A 20,788-nucleotide genomic window follows, 5' to 3' on the forward strand; every position below is an offset into this window, starting at 1 on the left:
CGTGACTATTCGTCCGCCCGTGCCGAGCGACCGAGAACTCCCCAGCGTCTCTGTTATCGTCCCGATCTATAACGCGTCCGGGGTGCTTCAAACGACGCTGCCTTCGTGGCTCAGCCAGGACACCTCTGCAGAGTGGCTGCTCGTCGACGACGGGTCGTCGGACGACACGGCCGAGTTGCTCTCTTCGATGGCGGGGGCGACCATGCAGGTGCTGCGTCACTCCCGAAACCGCGGGCGTGCTGCGGCGCGCAACACGGGAATCGCTGCGGCAACGGGCGAGGTGCTCTTGTTTCTCGATGCGGACATGCGACCTGAGCCGGACTTCGTGCGGCAGCATGCCATCGCCCACAGCGATCCTGACGTGATTGGCGTCGTGTCGAATCCTATCCTGGAAGACCTCGACTTGGCCAATCCGTATCACCGCTACCTCCGATCACGTCGTGGGGCAGCGGGCGTGGGGCCGGGGAAGCCATTGCCGTTCCGCTACTTCATCATCGGCTATACGTCGGTCAAAGCGGCGGCCGTCGCTGCCGTCGGAGGCTTCGATGAGCAGTTTTCGTACGGAGAAGATCTGGACTTCGCATATCGCCTTGCCCAGCGCTACCCCGATGCGCTCCGTTTCTCCGACCGGCCGGTCGTCCATCACTACGACCACGGCGATCTCGATGGACGCCTGCGTAAGCTCCGGGAGTTCGGGCGCGACAACCTGCCGGCCCTCCTTGCAAAGCATCCCGGCCTCGCTGCGGCAGCAAAGGTCGATTTCGTAGATTCACCGAGCCAGCCCCGCTCCTGGGAGGCCTCGCTAAAGCGGTGGGCGTTGAAGCCGGGCCTCGTTGCACCCCTCCGCCGCCTCCTCCCGTACGCGCCACCTCCAATGAGCGACGTGGTTATTCGCTACGTGCTCGCCGCCTCGATTGCCGAGGCGTTCCGCAACTCGGTCTCACCTTCCTGACACGATGGACGTACGAGTACAGGTTTTCCCCAGCACGCGGGACGCCGCCGCCGATGCCTCTGCTTTCGTCATGAGCACGGCGGAGCAATTCGGCCTTTCGGACTCGATCCGGGAAGCACTGCTCCTCGTCGTCGGCGAAGCGGTAGCGAACGCCGCCGGTCACGGAAACCGACTCGATCCGAAAAAACAGGTCGTCGTCGAGTGCGCGAAAGGAGACGGTGAGGTGCGACTGTGTGTGGAGGACGAAGGTCCCGGGGTGCCCGTCGAGCGTCTTGAGCACGCCCAGCTCCCGAATGATCCGTTTGACACGAGTGGCCGCGGGCTTTTCATCATGAAATCCCTTGCAGATCGCGTGTGGTTAGAGTCTTCGGGACGTCGCCTGTGCATGATGTGGCGCGAAGTCGATGATGCTCCGTCGTCATGACGTCCCGCTGGTGGGGTAAGCCCCGGGAGAGGACCTGGTGGCTTCACCGCGCGCTGCTCGTCGCGTCCGTGGTCGTCTTCGTCGTGAGCGCAGCCGAACCGAGCGGAGATTCGTCGGCTCGGTGGACATTCGTAGGATCTGGACTCTTGGTGGCGGTGCTGATCGGCTACGCCTGGAAACGCGACGATGTGACGACGGGCGAGGTGCTGTTCTTCGCAGCCCTGTTCCGCCTCGCAGCCTTTCCGCTCCTCCCCACGTTGTCCGATGACGGCTTCCGCTACGTGTGGGATGGTTGGCTTCAGCTTATGGGTCTCAACCCCTACCTGACCATCCCCGCCGAGGTCTCTTCGCGCGTGATGGATGCCCCCGGGTTGTTGGGTCGCCTGAATTCGACGCCCTATTACTCCGTTTACCCACCGTCTTCCCAACTCGTCTTTCTGCTCGGCAGCTTCGTCGGTGGAAGCAGTTGGCAAAGTTCGTGGTTCGCGATCAAAGGGATATTCGTAGTCATCGAGTGCACTGGCATCTGGGCACTGAGCCGGATGGTAACGGCCCGCTCCCTGTTGCTTTACGCTTGGCACCCGCTCGTACTTATCGAGATTGCGGGGCAAGCACACACCGAGGGCGGGATGGTCGGCTTCATGCTCCTCGCCCTCTACTTCTATCGTTTCGGACGCCCTGCCTCAGCAGTTGCAGCACTCACGGCGGCAGGGTGGTTCAAGCTGTATCCACTTCTGCTCTTGCCTTTCCTGCTTCGCCGTGCGGGGTGGCGTCACGTGTGGGCCGCAGGTGCTGTCACGGTCGCACTGTGCTTCCCATACGCCGCCCCATCGGTCCTCTCTAACGTAGCGCAGTCCCTCGATTTATACGTTCGGTTATTCGAGTTCAATGCAGGCCCTTATTTCACATTGAAGACGATAGGATTAGCCGGGGCTGGCGCAGACTGGAGTAAGGCGCTTGGTCCTTTACTGCGTTACGTATTTATACTCGGTACCATTTGCATCTTCGTAGTAGATCGGCGCTCGCGGCGGCCGATCGCTTGGGCGTGGCTAGCCGCGGTCGGTCTCTTGTGGCTCACTGCGACGACGGTGCACCCGTGGTACTTGTTGAGTGTGCTCGCGCTTATCCCGCTCGCGATTGAGAAGGGCACAGGGCCGACCGCTTCGTTTGTTGCGGCAGGCTGGCTCTGGCTCTCCGTGGCTTCCCTCGGGACCTATCTCTTGTATACTGCCGGCGATCGTCCGTATTGGATGTCGGTTGTGATCGGGTGGGGAGGAGCGGCAGCGCTGTGGGGTGTCGCGCTTTCGCTTCTTTTGCTGCCTGTCATCATGCGATATCGGGCTCGGAGGAAGTGGCGTCGCATACGCCCACACCTCCAGTCTCCAGCGCGGATACTTGATCTCGGGGCGGGGGAGGGGTACGTAGGGGAAGGGGCCGCGGAAGATCCGGGCAACGTAGTCACGCTAACGGACGTGGTCGATTTCAATCGAACCTCGATGCCGCTGACGCTCTATGACGGTCACCGACTGCCCTTCGAGCCGGATGCGTTCGATGTGACGCTGCTCGTATTCGTGCTGCATCACGCGGAAGAGCCGGGGGAGGTGCTCCGTGAGGTGAGACGGGTCACGAAAGTGGGTGGACGCGTCGCTGTGCTCGAGTCTGTGGCTGAAAACAGCTTCGATGAACGGTGGCTACCCTTCGCGGATCGGTTGGCGAATCGCTTGCGATCGGGGGGGCGGATGAGTCAGCAAGAGGAGCACCTCCACTTCAAATCCAGTGCGGCGTGGAGAAGAGCGTTTGCGGACGCGGGTTTCGAAGTCAACTTTGAATCGAGGCGCGGGCGGCTGTTGCACAAGCAGGTCCTTTTTGTGCTCGCCTGAATCTGTTATTGCAATGTCTCAGCACTAATATCATCCATTGCATTCCCCTGCGAAATATCGAACCACACATACTCGCCGTGGCGACGGAACCACGTCAGTTGTCGCTTCGCATACCTCCGAGAGTTGCGCTTGATGAGCCGCACCATCTCCTCGAATCCGATCTCGCCTCGGAGATAGGCGAGGGGCTCCCGGTAGCCGATCGTTCTCAGGGGGTTTGGCGTCCGCTCGTTTACATACGGTTGCAGGCTGCGATTCTCTTCGACCAACCCGCGATCGAGCATCTCATCCACGCGCCGATTAATCCGGTCGTAGAGTTCCACCCGGGGGCGCGTTAGAACGCGCGGGGCAAAGCGGTGCCGGGATACCGTCTTCTCTTCGTGATACGAAGAGAGCGGCTGCCCCGTATCGATGTAGACCTCTAGTGCGCGAACGACCCGCTGCGTTTTCGTCGCGTCCATCATGGCCGCGCTGTCCGGGTCGACCGCCTGCAGTTCTTGAAAAAGGATGTCCTCACCTTCACGATCGAGTCGATCCATCAAGGCCGTCCTTGTGGCAGTCGTCGTAGGTGGGATCTCAGCTAGGCCATGCAGCAGCGCTTCGATGTAAAGTGTCGAACCACCTACGACGATGGGGATTTTGCCGCGCTTCAGTATCTGATCTATCCGCTCAGTAGCGGCCTGTGCGAAGCGACCCGCAGAGAATGGCTCTGAGATATCCAACTCGTCGATGAAATGATGAGGGACCCGCTGGAGGTGTTTATGGTCAGGCTTCGCCGTTCCTATAGATAGTTGCCTATAAATTTGCCGACTGTCGGCCGAGACAATCTCTCCGTCCATTCGCTCTGCAAGACCTATGCTGAGCTCTGTTTTCCCGACGGCCGTAGGCCCGATGAGGGCAGGTATGACTGGTGCAGATTTTGACATTATTGGATCAGTAGATCGTAGTCTCCGAACGTACTGGGGCACCCGTTCTTAGTCTCGGCCAGGCTCTCGATCAATACAGCGTCGGCTGCAAGTCCTGCATGATGACACGAGCGGCGTTACGACCTGAGGCGCCCATAATTCCCCCGCCGGGATGCGTGCTCGCGCCGGTCAGGTAGAGGCCGTCTAAATGGCTACGATATCCACTCATTTCCACGCTGGGTCGCATCATGAACATCTGGTCGAGCCCCATCTCTAAGTGCATCACGTTTCCCCGGAAGAGACCGAGCTCACGTTCCAGCCAGAGCGGGTGCTGGAAGAGCTGCCCGACGACTTTGTCTCGCGTGCCTGGGGCGTACTTCTCGAACGAAGTCAAGATGTCATCGGCTACGCGATCCCCGATTGTGTCCCAAGACTGTCCGTCTGCCAGTTCGTACGGGAAGTACTGAGCCCACAGCCAGAGCACTTCGCCGCCCGGCGGAGCCAAGGAGTCGTCAACAGCACTGAAACTCATGCTGACGATAGGCGGGTCGGTGGCGGGATACCCCTTTAAGTAATCCGCGTATGCGTTCTGGATATGTTGTCGGTCCCTGCAGATCAACTGCATCGCAACGCGGGCGTCGTCGCCTGGATGCGACGAATATCTGATGGGCTCCGAGAGCGCCAGGCGCAATACCGCACCAAACCCATTACCTACACGGTACTCGTGCTTCGGCTGAGGGCGGAGCGACTCCGGCATGAGTCGCTCGATAGTCTCCAGAATGTGCGTTCCGGACAGGACGGCCTTAGAGGTGTACGCTTCGCCGTGTACTCGAACCCCCTTGGCCGTTCGCCCACTGAACAGGATCTCTTCCACCGGTGATGAGAGGAATACGTCGCCCCCGTGTGCCTCAATGTGGCGTTGGAGCGCTTGTGTCAGCATCCCCGATCCGCCGCGGGGCCGCGCCATGCCACCTTCGTGGTACAGCGGATGCCACAGCAGGAATGGTGCGGTCATAGGCTCCGTGGGCGGCGGCCCGGACTGCGCTGCCATCCACGTCAAGGGTGCTTTGATTTTCTCTTCTTTGAAGTATTGGTCGACGACGCTCCCGTAGGGCTGCAGGATCATGCTCAGTTGCTGCTGCCAAGCCATGTTTCCGCTCGGGCTAGCTATCATTTTATGCCCTAATTGTAAGGGGCCAGGAACTGCCAAAAACACATCCCGCACGGTGCGGGCAAAGGGTAGCCAATCGCTGACGAAGCGCCGATAAGCCTCACCTTCCCCTGGAAATTTCTCCTCAAGATGATGTGCCGTGCGATCCGCATCCCTGTAGAAGAAGACGCCGTCTTCATCTAAAAAAGGAGCATAAAACAATGGGTCTATATCGATATATTCTAGCCCGTAATTATTAAGTTTTAATTCTTCAACGATAGGCGTAAGCCTGATGAGGATGTGGGCACTGCCTCCTAGATCAAACTGGTAACCAGGAACAATCTCTTTAGTAGAAACAGCTCCTCCTGCGATATCCCTGCGTTCGAAGACGGCCACCTTGTGGCCGGTTTGTGCCAAATAGGCTGCTGAAATCAGCGCATTATGACCTGCCCCAATGATGATGACATCGTAATCCGTCGACTCGCTAGTCATTTAACACGTTCGTTTCAAGAGAGTTTAATGTAGTCGGCAGCGCTGTCGCGCAGCTTGTCGCGCTGGTGGATGTAACCCATCGTCGTTTCGAGTCGCTTATGGCGTGCGTGCGTCTGCACCTGTTGCAGCGTGGCGCCCGCCTCGATAGCCAGGGTGCAGCCCGTATGTCGAAGTGTGTGGGCCCCGACGGTCGCATCGAGGCCGGCGCGGCTTGCCGTCCGGCGTACGACGCCATAAATACCATCGGGGGAGAGGCGGTTTCCTCGGCTGTCGTTTCGGCTCAACGACCGCCACAGCGGTCCCGATTCGATACCGTAATGCGCTCGCATGTCCTCAATGGCCTCGACGACGTGAGCTGGAATTTTTACGTATTCATCCGATCCGCCTTTGGTCCTCGGCAGGTCGAGCACCCAGTACGGGCCTGTCGTGTGCACGTGGCGCACATCCATCGCGGAGGCTTCCGAGCGGCGCAGCGCGCAGTGTATCATGACGAGGAGTAGCGTCCTATCTCGAACGGCAGCTTGTCCGTTCTCTGCCGTGGCTTCGATGAGGCGAGTGGCTTGCTCTTGTGTCAGAACCGTGATGGTTGTATTTGACTTCGCATTTCTATCGATCCGGCGCACGAGTTGCTTGTTCGCCGGATTGGCGTCTACGAGTCCGAGTGCTTCAAGCCAACTATAAAAACCCCTGATCGCTGATACCTTTCTCTGGAGTGTACTCGGTCGCAAGCCCGACTCTTGCAAATGCTGGAGGAAGGCGTTGAGGTGAACGAACGTTATAGCCCGTGCCATTCGCAGGGTGACAAACTCTGCATCGAACAACTGCAACAGGTCGTTGCGGTATGCGCGCCGCGTCTGCTCGCGATCGAAACGAAGCAGGTAGACCGGCAGCAGGTCAGCGTCGAGTGCGGGGTCGTGCGGGGCGATGTCACCGCCGGAGGCGACGAGGCTCGTGATGGCGTGGTCTGTCATGGCAGGATGAGGGTTGGAAGTTAAGGTGTGATAATAAGGGTTATCACGGGTACAAGGCAATATGCTGTTTTTTCCTACCCCTGGGCCTCGTCGCCTCGAAACCATTCGGTGAGCCGTGCTTTAGGCTTCACTCCTCGGCTTCCCCGTGTGCCTGTGTATCTACGCTTTCTCGAACTCCTCCGCCGCGTCCGTGCGAGCTACTGGTTCATTCCGTCGCTGATGGCCGTAGCAGCTTTCACGCTCTCCATCATTCTGGTCAGCATCGACATCCGACTCGGACGGGGTTGGATCGACGACATCCCCTGGCTTTACGCGAACGAGCCTGAAGGGGCCCGCGCGATGCTGTCTACGATCGCGGGCTCGGTGATCTCCGTCGCCGGCGTGACGTTCTCCATTACGATCGCGGCGCTCAGCCTCGCGTCCTCGCAATACGGACCCCGGCTCATCGCGGGGTTCATGCGGGACCGCGGCAATCAGTTCGTGCTCGGCACGTACACCTCGACCTTTCTATACTGCCTGCTCATCCTGCGGACTATCCGCGGTTCGGAGTCGGCTTCGTTTGTCCCGCACCTCGCGATTATCGTCGGACTCGTCCTCGCGATCCTTTCGGTCGGCGTGCTGATCTACTTCATTCACCACGTGTCGCAGACGATCCGCGTCTCGTACGTCATCCATCAGGTGAGCCAGACGCTCAACCACCGGATTGACTCGCTGCAATCGTCGGCCGCGCAGCCCGCTTATGCCGTGGACGGCGGCAAATGGCGGGATCTCCCTGAGGATTTCAGCGACCGCGCCGTGACGATCCGCTCGCGACGGGCCGGGTACGTCCAGGTGGTCAACGACGCCCGCCTTGTAGCACTCGCGGCAAAGCACGACCTGCTCATCCGCGTCCAGTCGCGGCCGGGGGATTTCGTCGTTGACGATGGCGAACTCCTCCGCGTGCTCGGCCGTGCGGCTGACGACGCCCACGTCGCTAAGCAGCTCGTCGGCACCTTCTTGCTTGGCATGCGGAGGACGGATTCGCAAGACGTCATCTCGCTGGTCCAGCAACTCGTCGAAGTGGCTGCGCGCGCGATATCGCCCGGCATCAACGACCCGTTTACGGCGATCACCTGCATCGATTGGCTGACGGCCGCGTTTAGCCGACTGGCTGCGGAGGATGTGCCCTCAGCGTATCGTTACGATGATGGCGGCACGTTGCGACTCGTGTTCCAACCCGCGACGTTCGAGGAGTTTATGGATGCGGCGTTCGACCCACTGCGCGAATACGGTCGCGGGATGGTAGAAATCGTCGTCCGCCTGCTACAGAGCATCGAGTCGGTCGGCCAGCGCGTGACGATCCCACAGAATCGCGACACGCTGAGCCGCCACGCGCACGCGATCTATACTGACGCACTCCATCACCTCACGCACGAGAGCGACCTGACTCGAGTCGAAACCCAGTTCCGTATCACGATGGCCACCGTTTGGGGGAATACCGACGACGACAGCGCCTCGCTGCAACGCGTCCCGAACCTCCCCCAAGACTTCGCAGGCTGACGTGCTGTGCCTTCAGTGGCACTTTGCTACCAGTTTAATTCTTGGTTAGTGCAATAACAGCAATACCGCATCGACTCCACTCCCGGCCGGTAACACGCTATCTTCTTTCGCTTTCCCGATCCTCTGCTCATGCTTCCTGCCTCGAACCACCCGAACCCCTCCGCTGCTTCTCGGTCGTTCCGCCCGATTGCTGTTGGCGCGCTCTATCCCAGTGTCGAGCGCGGACTGGCCGCCGACCTCGCTGCCGCCCGCTCGCTCGGCGGCGTGGCGTACCCTGTCTGCACCCTCCTCCTCATGGCTGGCCACGGCACGACGACTGATGCCACGGATGTCCCCGAAGACACGGTCCGCGCTCAACTCGAGCACCTCGCCGCGACGGTCCGGCCAAGCGCGCTGAAGATCGGTGTGCTGTCGTCCCACGGCTCGGCCGATGCGGTGTTGACCTTCGCAGAAGCATTCGACGGGCCTGTGCTCCTCGACCTCCAACTCAGCGGGCGGCACGGCGAGACCGTGCTCACGAGCCGCGGTATCGACGTCGTGATGGATCGCCTCGCGGTGCCGGACCTTGTGGTCATCAGCCGGTCGGACGCCGAGCCGTTGAGCGGCGGGGAGATTGCGTCACTCGACGACGCTCAGGTCGCCGCGCAACGGCTGGTCCGTCAGGGCGCACGGGCCGTCGTCATAAAATGCGGCCCCCTCCCTGCCCGGTTCTTCGAGACGGAACAGGGTCTCCCCTCTTCCGATCCCGAGGCGCCATTCAACGCCGACCTCTATTTTGACGGGGAGTCGTTCGCACTCTTCGAAGCGCCGCACCTCACCGACGGGCCGTGCGAGGCGGCTTCCAGCGCGTTCGCAATTGCGGCGCTCCGGGGGATGACGGACGGCAAGACGACGGAAGAAGCGCTCCAGGAAGCTAAACGGTTCGTAACGGAGGGCATACGGAACGGCACGAAAGAAGGAGAGACCGTTTTCTTTAATTTCGACTGGTCCAGGCAAGAGACTCATTAATTAGTTTAAGCCCGCCACCCTCCTTACCTCACCCTCGAAACTCATGAAGCGAACGATCTACGACGTAGCCAGCGAAGCCGGCGTGGCGATCTCCACGGTCTCCCGTGTGCTCAACGGGTCGAGCGAGGTGTCGGAGGCGACCCGAGAGAAGGTGGAAGCGGCCATCGAAAAGCTGAAGTTCCGGCCGCAGCGGACCGCCCGAACCCTCGCGCAGCAGCAGACGCACTCGCTCGCCGTCGCGATGCCTTCGTTCACGTCGCTGTTCTTCGTCGAGGTGCTGAAGGGGATCAAGGATGAGCTACGGATGCACGACATCGACCTCCTCCTCTGCAATCTTGGCTCGACCGCACCGTACCACACCCTCGGGCGCTTCCTCCAACGCGGCGCCGTCGATGCCCTCATGGTGATCTCGCTGCCCGTCGACGACGAGCTCGAAAGCGAGCTCTCGAAGCTCCACGCGCCGATCGTGCTCGTCGGCTCCCGCCGCGATGCGTTCGACTCCTATTTCTGGGACGAGGTGGCGGGCTCGGAGCGTGCCCTCGCGCATCTCACCGCGCAGGGGCACGAGCGCATTGGGTTCATCGCCGCGCACCCGTGGGATCACAACGTCGAGAGCCGGGTCCACGGGTACCGGCGCGGGCTCGAAGCAGCCGGGCTCCCCTTCGACCCCGACCTCGTCGTGACCGGTGACACCACCAAGCACGCGGGGTTCAGTGAGGAGGCAGGCTCCGAAGCGATTCACAAGCTGATGGAGCTTGCCGACCCGCCCACCGCGATCTGCGCCTCGTCGGACGTGCAGGCGTTTGGCGCGTGGGCGGCCCTCCGAGACATGGGGAAACGGGTCCCGCAGGACGTTGCCCTCATCGGGTACGACAACCTCAAGCTCAGCCGCTTCCTCGGGCTCTCCACCGTCGATCAGAAGATGTACGATGTTGGGCACCGCGCTACGAAACGGCTTCTCCACCGCATGGAGGCGACCACGGAGGAGCGGATTTCGGAATCGATCGAGCCCGAGTTGATCGTCCGTAGCAGCAGCGCGCCCGAGCTGTCGTAACAGGGTCCGGCGGTATCTTACAGCCCCGCCGACCAGCCACCCCGATGATGCCGTCCCGCTCCATTGATTCGCTCGACACGCTCCTCCGAAACCAGCTCGATCACTGCCTCGTCGAGACCGAACTCGGCACGCTCGGCAAGCGCTATCGGGGCAAAGTCCGCGACACGTACCGCACCGGAGACGGCCGGCTCGTGCTCGTCACAACGGACCGGATCTCGGCCTTCGACCACATCCTGCCGCGCCCGATCCCGTTCAAAGGGCAGGTGCTGAACCAGCTCGCCGCGCACTTCTTCCGCGCCACGCACGACATCGTCCCGAACCACGTGCTTTCGGTGCCGGATCCGAACGTGACCGTGGCCCTCGCCTGCGAGCCGATCCCGATCGAGTTCGTCGTGCGCGGCTACCTCGCCGGTCACGCCTGGCGGGTCTACCGCGATGGCGGCCGAACGCTGTGCGGCGTCACGCTGCCCGACGGGCTCCGACAGAACAGCCGCTTCACCCGACCGATCCTCACGCCAGCCACCAAAGCGGCCGAAGGCCACGACGAGGACATCTCCCGCGAAGCGATTATTGAGCGCGGACTGATGGATGCCACTGTTTTCGACCGGATCGCGTCCTTCGCGCTGCGGCTCTTCAAACGGGGAAGCGAACTCGCGGCCGAACGCGGCCTCATCCTCGTCGACACGAAGTACGAGTTCGGGTTCGATGCGCAGGGTGATGTCGTGCTGATCGACGAGGTGCACACGCCCGATTCGTCTCGCTATTTCTACGCGGAGGGTTACGAGGAGCGCCTCGCCCGAGACGAGCCGCAGCGCCAGCTCTCGAAGGAATTCGTGCGCGAGTGGCTGATGGAGCAGGGATTCCAGGGCAAGGACGGCCAGACCATGCCCGACCTTCCCGACGACTTCCGCGTGCTCGCCGCCAAGCGATACATCGAGCTCTTTGAGACCGTGACGGGAGAGCCGTTCGAGCCCGATTCGCACTCCGATCCCGAGTCGCGGATTCGGGAGGCGCTCGCCGGTGTCGTACCCGGCGTGTGACGCGGCGGAACCGCCGTACCCATCATGCGTCAAATGTGCCACGTGTCACCCTTGATTATGCCACGTGTCACTCACCGGACGACGCCATGCACGGAACCTCCATCGGCCTCGAGGCCCGCTCGACCGACGACCTCATCGAGCGGCTGAAGCGCGGGCTCCCGCCGAGTGCCTTCGAGCGGCTCCGCGAGCACCTCGACCTCGCCTCCGACGCCCTCGCCCACCTCACCGGCGTCTCGACGCGGACGCTCGCCCGCCGTAAGAAACAGGATGCGCCGCTCGCGCCCGACACGAGCGAGCGCTTGCTCCGGATCGCTCGGCTCTACGAGATCGCCACTGACGTGCTGATGGGCGAGGCCGAGGCCCGGCGATGGCTGAAGGCCCCGAACACTGCGCTCGGCGGCCAGAGCCCGCTCGATTACGCCGACACCGAGCCCGGCGCACGGGAGGTGGAAGACCTGCTCGGTCGCCTCGCGCACGGCGTTTTCGTGTAAGCCCGCATGCCGGACCCAATTACGGCATGGCGCATCACGCAGGCCCGCTACGCCGATGACCGCGCAGCCGGTGGCGGGGCGTTCAGTGGCGAAGGCGCGCGGCGCTACGGCGGGCGGTGGAACAGCCGGGGTACGGCAGTGGCGTACACGGCAGGGTCGCGTTCCCTCGCCCTGCTCGAAATCCTCGTCCACGCGGAATCGACGCGGCTGCTCGGCCACTACGTCCTCATCCCCGTCACGTTCGACGTGCGATTCGTCGAGACACTCAGCGAGGACCGGCTGCCGGAGGGTTGGCAGGCGCACCCGGCCCCATCCTCCACCCAGGAAATCGGCGATGCGTGGGCACGCGGGGAGCGCTCAGCCATACTGCGCGTGCCGAGCGTGATCCTGCCCGCCGAGCCGAACTTCCTGCTCAACCCCGCGCATCCCGACTTCGCCGAGCTGACGATCGGTCAGCCCGAACGACTCGACGTAGACCGCCGCTTCCTCGACGCAGCGGGGTAAGGGACGGGGATCGGTCGCCGGCCCGCGAGGCGTGGGTCGCTTCCGCTCGGGGGCTCGACGCCTGGGAGTACGTAGAGGGGCCACCGGGACGTGGGCTCGGTAGAGGGCCAACGCAGGGAGAGTGGATCGGCCGCACGCTCCTCCCAGAGCCAGTCGAGCGAAGGCACGATGACGAGGCCTTCGGCGTCATCGCCGAGCGTTACATCGAGTTTCGCCGAAAGCCCGTCGGCGAGCACGATGGCGGGACGAGGCAAGCCACGAAGCGCGTCGGCGAGCCCTCGCAGGCTATCCGTCTCGTGCTGGACACGGGCCCGCTCGGTGAACACGGGGCCGAGGGCGAGCAAACGCATTTCACCTGAGCCGATATGGAGGGGGAATGCCGGCTCCATCGCCACGGGCGGAAGCGAGCTATCCGCTTCGAGGTCGAGCAGGAAAGGAGAAAGAAGTAGTGCGATGCAAAGCGCGCCGAAGCCTCGGTCCGGAAGCCGGAGCCCGAGCCACGCCAGCCCGAGCGGGACGACAGGCATGAGGTATCCCGACTCGAGAGGAAGCCGGACGAAGGCCATCGCATACAGCCCGATTCCACCGAGCAGCGCCCACTCGACATGCCGCCGGGGCGCTGCGAGCGGTCGGGGGCGAACGAGCGCCCACAGCACCGCCGCCCCGACCGCGGCGAATCCAATCTCGCCCCACACGTCGAGCGTCGCGCGATGCACGGCGATTCGGAGCGGGAGGGCACCATCGTAAAATCGGAGGAAGTCGGGGCCATACACGAGCAGAGGCGGAAGGTAGCAGAGGCCCGCCACGACTGACGCGACAAAAGCAAAGTGGAGTACGTTTCGCCCCGCGGTCCGGTCCTCCCGCGGCCTCCCTCCCATCGCGAGCAGCCATACGAGTGGGATCACCATCGCACCCGCCGTGAGGCGAGTGCCGATGGCAAGCCCCAACCCCACACCTGCGATCCCAGGCTGCTCGCGTAACGCGAAGTACAGACTGCCGAGCACGATGGCCAGGCTCCACACGTAGTCCATCGCGAACAGACTGTTGATGTAGACCACCGGCACGAACGCGAACGCGAGTCCGCCGAGCAGATAGCCTTTTACTTCAAGTCGTCGCAGAATCAGCCCGAAGAATCCTGCTGCGATGCCCGAGAACAGGATCGTCAGCCCATTCAGGCCGCCGAGCCCGCCCAGCGCCCACCCGAGTGCACTCCCAATTTCATGCACGGGGTACGACGGGAACCGTGAGGCGAGATACTCCCCCGTCGTCGCGAGGTGACGGGCGGCGAGGGCGATCCGCCACGCGTCAGGGTCCAGGCCTGCGCTCGCCGTGCTCAGGAAAGGCAGCCGCGAGACCACGATGGCCGCACACAGCCCGGCAAAAATGGCGCGGTCTGCGACCGGGCGTGGTGGGGAAGGCATAAAAGATGATGCAATAACGGACAACATTACTTCGGAGGCCGCAGCCCTCCAGCGTCGGCATATACACTCGGAGCGGTCACGCGGACTCGCTCGGTGGCGACCCCGTGCCGTCTCGGCCAACGGGCCAGCGAGTGATCGTCCCGTCGGCCTCCACGAGTTGGAGCTGCTGACGCGGGTACACCGTCAGGATTTTGTCCGCGTGCTCGGGCCGGCCGAACTCCTCGACGAGCAGCGCGACAAGCTCGCTCTTCCACTTCCGCCGCTCCCGCGCCCCGACGAGGTAGCGCACGGTGAGGTTGATGCTCCAATCCGTCATCGAGAAATAGAGCGTCGGGTCCTCCGCCACGCTGTCGGGTAACCCGGCGCGCTGGAGGATTTCACGGTAACGCGCAGCCGGGGCCACCATGTAGTCGTGCAGCAGCCCGTGCGCCACGCGCTCGGCGACGCCGGCGGCGTAGCGCACGTCGGACTCTGGCGCGATCGAGATCGACAACTCGTCCCACACGAAGTCGAAGTCGCGCGTGTAGTTCACGATGCTGCCCGTCAGCACCTCGTTATTCGGGAACGTAATGAGCCGCCCCGTCGCCTGTTCGGCCTGAATGAAGCTGGGCGGGCGGTCCGGGCCGCCGTATTCCCACACCGTCGTCGTGAGGAAGTCGATCCGGTACACGTCGCCGAACACTTCCCCCACTGCGATCCGGTCGCCAACGCGGTAGTAGCCCTGAAACGAGTTGAGCAGCCAGCCGGTGAAGCTCTCGATCGGGGTCTGCAGCGCCCACGACAGTGCGAGGCCGACGAGCCCGAGAGAGCCGAGAAGCGCCCGGAAGTCGCCCGCGATTACCCCGACCGCGATGCTCACCGCGATGAGCCACACGGCAATCCCGAAGAGCGCTGTCACCGCCGCCGCCTTCTCCCAGCGCCCGAGCACGCGGCGGACGAGCGGCCGGATAAGCCGCACGATCAGCCACGCCAGAAACAGGATCAGAAACGCGACGATCAGCTTCGGCAGGCTGCGGACGAGGACGTACCAGATGTCGGTGAAGGCCTGCCGCGCGCGCGTCGTCGTCTCGCGCGCGAGCGAATCGGCGCGGAACTCCGGCGCGACGACGGCGGAATCCGCCATCGCTGGCGTGGCGGCCATGGTGCCCGTCCCGACGCTGTCAACGACAAGCGTATCGAGCGTGGCATCGGGCTGCTGTGGGGTCGCGCCTTCACCGGCGTCGGGAACGAAGAAGACGAGCAGGCTCGTGATCGCCACGGCGAGGACCGTCGCCTGCCGGAAGCCACGCAGGCTTCGCTCGGCCCCGGCCTTCGCCGACCCCACGGTGCGGAGCCGCCGCGCCCGGCCGCTTACGGCGGAGCGGATCCGCCGACGGCTTCGGCGACCCGACTGCTGCGTCGTGCGGCGTGTGGTGGTGCGGCGGGAAGGCATCGTCAGTCCTCTTGCCCGGCGAGAATCGCCGTGATCGCTACGACGTTGACGATGTCCTCGGCATCGGCGCCGCGGGAGAGGTCGTTGGCGGGCTTCTTCAGGCCTTGCAGAATCGGCCCGAACGCCTCAGCGCCGCCGACGCGCTGGGCGATTTTGTACCCGATGTTGCCCGCGTCGAGCGTCGGAAAGACGAACACGTTTGCGTGCCCGGCCACATCCGAGCCCGGCGCTTTCCGCTCGCCGACCGACGGCACGAACGCCGCGTCGAACTGCAGCTCGCCGTCGATCGCGAGATCGGGACGGCGAGCCTGCGCTTTCGCCGTCGCCTGCTGCACGTGCGTCACCGCCTCGTCGTCGGCGCTGCCCTTCGTTGAGAACGAGAGGAACGCGACACGGGGCTCCTCGCCCGTGAGCAGCTTGTGCGACCGCGCCGCGTCGATGCCAATCGAGGCGAGTTGATCGACGTCGGGCGTCGGCACGACGCCGCAGTCGGCGAACGTGACGGGCCGTCCGTCGGGCAGGATCATGAGGAAGAAACTCGACACGAGCGCCGAGTGCTCGTCGACGCCGATGCAGTGGATCGCGGCGCGGAGCACGTCCGGCGTCGGGTGCGCCGCGCCGGCGACGCAGCCGTCGGCCTCGCCCCGACGCACCATGAGATCGCCGAAGTAGAGCACGTCCTGCGCGGTTTCGCGCGCCTGCTCGTACGTCATCCCTTTATGCTTGCGGAGTTGAAACAGCTCCTGCGCGTACTCCGTCGCCCGCTCCGTCCGAGACGGGTCGATGATCGGGACGGTGTGCGGGAGCGTCACGCCGATCTCGGCGGACGTGGCGCGGATGCGCTCTTCGTTGCCGAGGAGCACGGGCCGAGCGATCCCCTGCTCAACGATCGTGTGGGCGGCGCGGATCGTGCGGGGGTCCTCGCCTTCGGGAAGGACGATGCGCTTGTTCAGCTTCTTGGCGCGAGAGAGGAGGTCGATCATTGCAATAACGGATAATTTAGTTAAGGGCAGCAGCGCTACCCGTGCGGGCGGACCCACGCCTCGGAGCCGTCGGCGAACGTCTCGCGCTTCCAGATCGGCACGCGCTCTTTCAAGGTATCGATGAGCCACCGGCACGCGGCGAACGCCTCCGCCCGGTGCGGCGTCGCCACACCGACGACGACGCTCGACTCGGCGACCGGCACCTCGCCGAGCCGGTGGAGCAGGCAACACCGCGCGACGGGCCACCGCTCGGCCGCTTCGTCGGCGAGATGGCCGAGTTCGGCGAGCGCCATGGGCTCGTACGCTTCGTACCACAGCCGCACCGTCTCCCGCTCCCCCGTCCACTGCCGCGTCGTCCCGACGAACAGGCTGAGGCCGCCCGCTTCGGGCGCAGCGAGGAAAGCGGACACCTCCCCCACCGGCAGCGGGCCGGTACGAAGCGCGCACCACCGCTGCGCGTCGCGGCGCTCGGCGGAAGCGTTCTTACTTTGTTGAGAAGCCCTCTCTTGTGTCATCCTGAGCTTGCCGAAGGATCTGTGACGAGCAACGTCGTGCCGAGGAGAGATGGGCTTCGCCGAGCCCTCCGGGGTTCCTCGACTGCGCTCGGGATGACACGTTAGAAGGTATCACGGTACTGCTCAGCTGAGGCTTCGCAATACAGCAGGCGCTGTCAGCCACCACTCGTCGGGGTGAGGAGCGCGACTTCGTCCCCGTCGTGCAAAGCTGTTTCGCCAGCAACGTACTGTTGGTTCACGGCGAGGCGGACGACGGGGCGGAAGTCAGCGAGCGCGGGGTAGCGTTCGATCAGCCGGTCCAGCAACACATTGCCTGTCGCGGGCGCGGGCAGCGACACCGCCACCGCGCCCGCCCCGACGCGCTCGCGGAGCACGCTGAAGAACAACACATGCACGCCGATCTGTTCGGCCGCGTCGGCCTCGCCGTGGGACATGGCTACTGGAGATCGCGAAGTGCCTGCTGGATCGCTTCGAAATCGGGCTGCTTGCCTGCGTTCTCCAGTACCTCGGCGTACTTCACCTCGCCGTCGGCGTCGATCACGAATGCGGACCGCTTCGAGATCCGGTCGAGCTTCATGTCGGTGAAGTCGTTGTGGTACTTCGCGCCGTACTGCTCGCTGACCTGGGCGTTGTGGTCGCTGAGGAGCGGGAAGCCGAGGTCATAGCGCTTTTTGAACTCGCTCAGCACGAACGGCGAGTCCGTCGAGATGCCAACGACCTGGGCATCGAGGTCCTGATAGCGTGAGAGGTCGTCGTTAACGGAGCACATCTCGGCGGTGCAGACGCCGGTGAACGCGCCGGGGAAGAACAGGAGCACCGTGCTCTTGCCGTCGCGCATCTCGGAGAGCGTGAACGCCTCGTTCTTGTCGGTGTAGAGGGTGAAGTCGGGGGCTTGCTGCCCGGTTTCGATAGCCATGTTCGGGGAGTGGAGATGGGTGAGAGGGAAGGGTGGAGTCACTGCGCGAAGCGGATCGACCGAACGGGATCGACGCGGGAGGCGACGCGGGCCGGGAGGTACGCCGACAGCGTGCACAGCGCGAGCGACACGACGGCTACCAGTACGAAGTCGAACGCGCTGAGTTCTACCGGCGCCGTGTCGATGTAGTACGCCTCTTGCGGGAGCGGGATCAGCCCGAACTCCAGTTGCAGGAGGGCGAGCACGAGCGCCAGCCCCATCCCCAGCCCCGTCCCGACGACACCGATGAGGAAGCCGAGCCACACGAACAGTCGCTTCACGCCGTCTGCCGGGCACCCCATCGAGAGGATGATCCCGATCTCGCGCGTCTTCTCGAGTGTCACCATCAGCAGGGTTCCGATGATGTTGAACGCCGCCACGAGCACGATCACGCCGATCACGAGCGGGACGACGCTCTGCTGGAGGTTCACCCACGCGAACAGGTTCTGCTGCACCTGGAAGATGGACCGGGCGTAGACCGGCACGCCGTACGCCTCGTTGATGGCCTCGGCCGTGGCGTCGGCGCGGTCGAGGTCGTCGAGTTGGAGGTCGAACCGGGTGACCTGATCGTCGGCGTAGCCGAAGAGCGCGCGGGCAGCTTCGAGGTCAGTGTAGGCAAACACCTCGTCGAAGTCGGCGAGGCCGGTTTCGTAGATGCCGGCGACGTGGAAGGCGCGGACGCGCGGCCGGGCGAAGGTCGCCGCGCCTACCTCCCGCATCGAAAACGCCGTGAGCTGGCCGCCGACCTCGACGGCGAGCAGGTCGGCGAGCGCTCGGCCGATCACCACGCCGGGCCGACCCGCCGAGTCGGGCGCAAACGTGAACGTGCCCTCCTGCACCTGCTCGGCGAGGAAGTCCTGCCGCCCCTCGACCGTCCCCGTCACGACAGCCCCGTCGATCCCCGACTTCGAGCGGAGCAGGGCGAACTCGTCCACGACGGGCGTGACGCGCGCGACGCCAGGCAGCCGGGCGAGGCTCGTCGCGAGCGTGTCGTCGGTGAGCGGCTGGTCGACGTAGCTCTCGACGCGTACGTGCGCGCCGAACCCGACGATCTTCTCCTCGATCTCGCGGCTGAACCCGCGCACGATCATCAGCGAGAGCAGGAGCGCCGCCACGCCGAGCGCCACGCCGCCAATCGCGGCGTACGTGACGAAACGGAGGAAGCGCCGCCCCTCATCGCGGCCCTGCGCCCCGCGCAGGTAGCGGAGCGCGACGAAGCGCTGGAAGGAGGCAGAGGAGCGAGCGGCCATGCGGAGCGGTCGGCGAAGGAGGCCCGAAAGGTACCGCATCCGCCGAGCCGCTGAGGGCTGCGTCTCCCCATTCCTTCCCTGTCATTGCGAGGAGGCCGAAGGCTGACGCGGCAATCTCCCTGCATCAGCAGAAGGGCCACAAGCGACCGCCGTCGTAGCCTGAAGAAGATTGCCGCGTCGCTACGCTCCTCGCAATGACAGTATAGCTACCGCAGCAGCGTCAGCCGATGCGTGAGCGCGAGCCCGTCGCCGACGACGCGGACGACGTACACCCCTACCGGCAGCCCGCGCCCGTCGAGCATCAGTTCGTGCGTCCCCGCGCCGAGCGCTCCATCGGCGAGCATCGCCACCGCCCGTCCGAGCACGTCGTAGACCACGACCCGCGCGTTGGCTGCCGCGTCAAGCGTGAGCGCCACCGTTGCCGAAGCACGCGCCGGATTCGGGTACACCGACAGGCTCGACACCGCAGGTTCGGCTCCCGCGTCCTCGGCACCCGTCCCCTGCGTCACCGTCAGCGAGAGCGGTACCTCGACGGCTTCACCCGTCGCCGCAACGAACGCCTGCAGCGCCGAGGTGTAGTCGCCCACGGCACGCGCTCCTGCTCGGAACGTCAGCGCGATCTCGCGGCTCGCGCCCGGCGCCAGCGTCCCGTCCCACGCCCCCTCCGACCCCGCGTCCGAGTTTACCACAAGCCACGACGGCGGGAGCGGGTGCGGACGGACGCCGACGATACCTCTGTGGTTGAAGTTGTTGAACGTCATGTACATCATGCCGTTGGGGTCGATACGACTACGGAGCGGGTTCCCCCGCGGACCGGCGCCGCCCGCCTCCAAGAGCACCGGCGGCACCGGCGTCTCCAGCTCCTCGCCTTCGTCGTTGCCCCACCGATCCACGACCGCAATCCGGCTGAAGCCAAGCGCTCCCGGCGGGTACACCCCGTACTCGATCCGCACGCCGTCGGGGCCACCTTCTGCGCCCCCATGGGCGTCAATGATGTTGAAGATGCCATCGGGATAAGGCTCTGGGCGAACGGGGTAGCCCTCGGGCACGGTACCGTCGCGGTCCACGGCCCAGAATTGCCAGTTGTCGCGGTTCTCGCCGTCGCCGAGCACCGCCGAGAAGAGGAAGTGATCGGTGCTGGGGTCGTAGGCAAGACCGCCAGGACTGAAGTCGTCAATGGGGTCATCGGGCGGGGCAATCTCGATGCGGCGGCCGGTGAGGTCGCCTTCGAGGAGCAGCACGCGGCGCGTGCGGCTTCCGCTCCCATTCTCACGTTCGAGGTTCATCCACCAGAGCGTGCCGCTCTCGGTGTCATAGCCTATCCCTATCGTGCCAGCGAACGGCGTGAGTTCTGCGACAGTGGGGTTCTCGAATGAGCGGACGAGAGTAAGGTCGGGGGTGAACTCGAACGTCCGATGGAGAGCACTCAATTCAGTAGTAAAGAGACGACCTTCGGGCGTCATCACGACGCCGGAAGGTCCCCACCCACTCCCGAGATCGTCCTCGTCGAAGTAGTAGAGCACCTCGCCGTAGGTCCCGCAGGGTAATTCGCCCGTCGCCTGTTCACTAAGTCGTAGCACCGGACTCCGCCGCTGCAATGGCCGGTCGAAGGTGACGCAGAAGGTGAGCGGTTCCTCCCCCGCGTTGGTGAGCGTGACGCTACGCGTCGCCGTCGTCTCTTGCTCCACGGCCACATTGAGATCCAACGGCTCAACCATGAGTTGCGCGTGCACGGTTGTGCTGCCGAGCGCGAGGCACAGCCCAAGCACGAGGGATACGATATGCAGTCTGCGAGGCATCATCGACACGGTCGAAAGCGGAACGT

The 20,788-nt window shown here is 64.1% G+C and carries 20 protein-coding genes; 9 read left to right on the forward strand and 11 right to left on the reverse strand.

The window, feature by feature from the left end:
• The first annotated feature begins 1 nt into the window (after window position 1).
• The 3 genes from ABJF88_02640 to ABJF88_02650 all read left to right on the forward strand — a co-directional run bounded on the left by ABJF88_02640 (window position 2) and on the right by ABJF88_02650 (window position 3,256).
• Window positions 2–952, forward strand: coding sequence for a glycosyltransferase (locus ABJF88_02640; protein MEP0545802.1), 951 nt, complete (start codon window positions 2–4; stop codon window positions 950–952).
• Window positions 953–956: 4 nt separating this feature from the next.
• On the forward strand, window positions 957–1,376 hold the full coding sequence (locus ABJF88_02645; protein MEP0545803.1) for an ATP-binding protein: 420 nt from the start codon (window positions 957–959) through the stop codon (window positions 1,374–1,376).
• A 155-nt stretch (window positions 1,377–1,531) separates the two neighbouring features.
• Window positions 1,532–3,256 (forward strand): class I SAM-dependent methyltransferase, encoded by a 1,725-nt coding sequence (locus ABJF88_02650; protein MEP0545804.1) that lies wholly within the window; start codon window positions 1,532–1,534, stop codon window positions 3,254–3,256.
• A gap of 5 nt (window positions 3,257–3,261) precedes the next feature.
• Here the strand turns inward: ABJF88_02650 and miaA are convergent, their stop codons facing one another.
• The 3 genes from miaA to ABJF88_02665 form a co-directional block, all read right to left on the reverse strand.
• On the reverse strand, window positions 3,262–4,179 hold the full coding sequence (gene miaA / locus ABJF88_02655) for a tRNA (adenosine(37)-N6)-dimethylallyltransferase MiaA (GenBank protein MEP0545805.1): 918 nt from the start codon (window positions 4,177–4,179) through the stop codon (window positions 3,262–3,264).
• 70 nt (window positions 4,180–4,249) lie between these two features.
• Window positions 4,250–5,800 carry an NAD(P)/FAD-dependent oxidoreductase gene (locus tag ABJF88_02660; protein ID MEP0545806.1) on the reverse strand — a complete coding sequence of 517 codons (1,551 nt, stop codon included), beginning with the start codon at window positions 5,798–5,800 and terminating at the stop codon, window positions 4,250–4,252.
• 14 nt (window positions 5,801–5,814) lie between these two features.
• Window positions 5,815–6,771, reverse strand: coding sequence for a tyrosine-type recombinase/integrase (locus tag ABJF88_02665; protein MEP0545807.1), 957 nt, complete (start codon window positions 6,769–6,771; stop codon window positions 5,815–5,817).
• Between the two features lie 153 nt (window positions 6,772–6,924).
• Between ABJF88_02665 and ABJF88_02670 the strand changes: the two genes are divergently transcribed.
• The 6 genes from ABJF88_02670 (at window position 6,925) to ABJF88_02695 (ending at window position 12,407) form a co-directional block, all read left to right on the forward strand.
• Window positions 6,925–8,310 (forward strand): DUF2254 domain-containing protein, encoded by a 1,386-nt coding sequence (locus tag ABJF88_02670; GenBank protein MEP0545808.1) that lies wholly within the window; start codon window positions 6,925–6,927, stop codon window positions 8,308–8,310.
• Between the two features lie 129 nt (window positions 8,311–8,439).
• On the forward strand, window positions 8,440–9,318 hold the full coding sequence (locus tag ABJF88_02675; GenBank protein ID MEP0545809.1) for a PfkB family carbohydrate kinase: 879 nt from the start codon (window positions 8,440–8,442) through the stop codon (window positions 9,316–9,318).
• A gap of 43 nt (window positions 9,319–9,361) precedes the next feature.
• Window positions 9,362–10,372 (forward strand): LacI family DNA-binding transcriptional regulator, encoded by a 1,011-nt coding sequence (locus ABJF88_02680; GenBank protein ID MEP0545810.1) that lies wholly within the window; start codon window positions 9,362–9,364, stop codon window positions 10,370–10,372.
• A gap of 44 nt (window positions 10,373–10,416) precedes the next feature.
• Complete coding sequence (locus tag ABJF88_02685) at window positions 10,417–11,412, forward strand: phosphoribosylaminoimidazolesuccinocarboxamide synthase (GenBank protein MEP0545811.1); 996 nt, start codon at window positions 10,417–10,419, stop codon at window positions 11,410–11,412.
• Window positions 11,413–11,498: 86 nt separating this feature from the next.
• Complete coding sequence (locus tag ABJF88_02690; protein ID MEP0545812.1) at window positions 11,499–11,903, forward strand: antitoxin Xre/MbcA/ParS toxin-binding domain-containing protein; 405 nt, start codon at window positions 11,499–11,501, stop codon at window positions 11,901–11,903.
• Window positions 11,904–11,909: 6 nt separating this feature from the next.
• On the forward strand, window positions 11,910–12,407 hold the full coding sequence (locus ABJF88_02695) for an RES family NAD+ phosphorylase (protein MEP0545813.1): 498 nt from the start codon (window positions 11,910–11,912) through the stop codon (window positions 12,405–12,407).
• On the opposite strand, the gene ABJF88_02700 is transcribed toward ABJF88_02695, so the two are convergent.
• From ABJF88_02700 to ABJF88_02735, 8 genes are all read right to left on the reverse strand, one after another.
• Complete coding sequence (locus ABJF88_02700) at window positions 12,356–13,828, reverse strand: hypothetical protein (GenBank protein ID MEP0545814.1); 1,473 nt, start codon at window positions 13,826–13,828, stop codon at window positions 12,356–12,358. The two genes, ABJF88_02695 and ABJF88_02700, sit on opposite strands and share 52 nt — an antisense overlap.
• A 76-nt stretch (window positions 13,829–13,904) precedes the next feature.
• Window positions 13,905–15,260, reverse strand: a complete 1,356-nt coding sequence (locus ABJF88_02705) for a mechanosensitive ion channel family protein (protein MEP0545815.1) — start codon at window positions 15,258–15,260, stop codon at window positions 13,905–13,907.
• Window positions 15,261–15,262: 2 nt separating this feature from the next.
• Complete coding sequence (gene pta / locus ABJF88_02710; protein MEP0545816.1) at window positions 15,263–16,243, reverse strand: phosphate acetyltransferase; 981 nt, start codon at window positions 16,241–16,243, stop codon at window positions 15,263–15,265.
• Between the two features lie 35 nt (window positions 16,244–16,278).
• Window positions 16,279–16,668 carry a molybdenum cofactor biosynthesis protein MoaE gene (locus ABJF88_02715; protein ID MEP0545817.1) on the reverse strand — a complete coding sequence of 130 codons (390 nt, stop codon included), beginning with the start codon at window positions 16,666–16,668 and terminating at the stop codon, window positions 16,279–16,281.
• 245 nt (window positions 16,669–16,913) lie between these two features.
• Complete coding sequence (locus tag ABJF88_02720; protein ID MEP0545818.1) at window positions 16,914–17,192, reverse strand: MoaD/ThiS family protein; 279 nt, start codon at window positions 17,190–17,192, stop codon at window positions 16,914–16,916.
• Window positions 17,193–17,194: 2 nt separating this feature from the next.
• Window positions 17,195–17,674, reverse strand: coding sequence for a peroxiredoxin (locus ABJF88_02725; protein ID MEP0545819.1), 480 nt, complete (start codon window positions 17,672–17,674; stop codon window positions 17,195–17,197).
• Window positions 17,675–17,712: 38 nt separating this feature from the next.
• Window positions 17,713–18,963 (reverse strand): ABC transporter permease, encoded by a 1,251-nt coding sequence (locus ABJF88_02730; protein ID MEP0545820.1) that lies wholly within the window; start codon window positions 18,961–18,963, stop codon window positions 17,713–17,715.
• A 206-nt stretch (window positions 18,964–19,169) separates the two neighbouring features.
• Complete coding sequence (locus tag ABJF88_02735; GenBank protein ID MEP0545821.1) at window positions 19,170–20,762, reverse strand: T9SS type A sorting domain-containing protein; 1,593 nt, start codon at window positions 20,760–20,762, stop codon at window positions 19,170–19,172.
• Window positions 20,763–20,788: the final 26 nt, after the last annotated feature.

This window comes from Rhodothermales bacterium (assembly GCA_039944855.1).
Classification (GTDB): Bacteria; Bacteroidota; Rhodothermia; order Rhodothermales; family JANQRZ01; genus JBBSMX01.

Bases quoted from the DNA above. Each gene is read 5' to 3' on its own strand.
- ABJF88_02675 (MEP0545809.1), top strand. From the start codon at position 8,440: ATGCTTCCTGCCTCGAACCACCCGAACCCCTCCGCTGCTTCTCGGTCG.
- ABJF88_02700 (MEP0545814.1), bottom strand. From the start codon at position 13,828: ATGCCTTCCCCACCACGCCCGGTCGCAGACCGCGCCATTTTTGCCGGG.
- ABJF88_02720 (MEP0545818.1), bottom strand. From the start codon at position 17,192: ATGTCCCACGGCGAGGCCGACGCGGCCGAACAGATCGGCGTGCATGTG.
- ABJF88_02705 (MEP0545815.1), bottom strand. From the start codon at position 15,260: ATGCCTTCCCGCCGCACCACCACACGCCGCACGACGCAGCAGTCGGGT.
- ABJF88_02665 (MEP0545807.1), bottom strand. From the start codon at position 6,771: ATGACAGACCACGCCATCACGAGCCTCGTCGCCTCCGGCGGTGACATC.
- ABJF88_02695 (MEP0545813.1), top strand. From the start codon at position 11,910: ATGCCGGACCCAATTACGGCATGGCGCATCACGCAGGCCCGCTACGCC.
- ABJF88_02685 (MEP0545811.1), top strand. From the start codon at position 10,417: ATGATGCCGTCCCGCTCCATTGATTCGCTCGACACGCTCCTCCGAAAC.
- ABJF88_02730 (MEP0545820.1), bottom strand. From the start codon at position 18,963: ATGGCCGCTCGCTCCTCTGCCTCCTTCCAGCGCTTCGTCGCGCTCCGC.
- ABJF88_02725 (MEP0545819.1), bottom strand. From the start codon at position 17,674: ATGGCTATCGAAACCGGGCAGCAAGCCCCCGACTTCACCCTCTACACC.
- pta (MEP0545816.1), bottom strand. From the start codon at position 16,243: ATGATCGACCTCCTCTCTCGCGCCAAGAAGCTGAACAAGCGCATCGTC.
- ABJF88_02660 (MEP0545806.1), bottom strand. From the start codon at position 5,800: ATGACTAGCGAGTCGACGGATTACGATGTCATCATCATTGGGGCAGGT.
- miaA (MEP0545805.1), bottom strand. From the start codon at position 4,179: ATGTCAAAATCTGCACCAGTCATACCTGCCCTCATCGGGCCTACGGCC.
- ABJF88_02690 (MEP0545812.1), top strand. From the start codon at position 11,499: ATGCACGGAACCTCCATCGGCCTCGAGGCCCGCTCGACCGACGACCTC.
- ABJF88_02680 (MEP0545810.1), top strand. From the start codon at position 9,362: ATGAAGCGAACGATCTACGACGTAGCCAGCGAAGCCGGCGTGGCGATC.
- ABJF88_02645 (MEP0545803.1), top strand. From the start codon at position 957: ATGGACGTACGAGTACAGGTTTTCCCCAGCACGCGGGACGCCGCCGCC.
- ABJF88_02735 (MEP0545821.1), bottom strand. From the start codon at position 20,762: ATGCCTCGCAGACTGCATATCGTATCCCTCGTGCTTGGGCTGTGCCTC.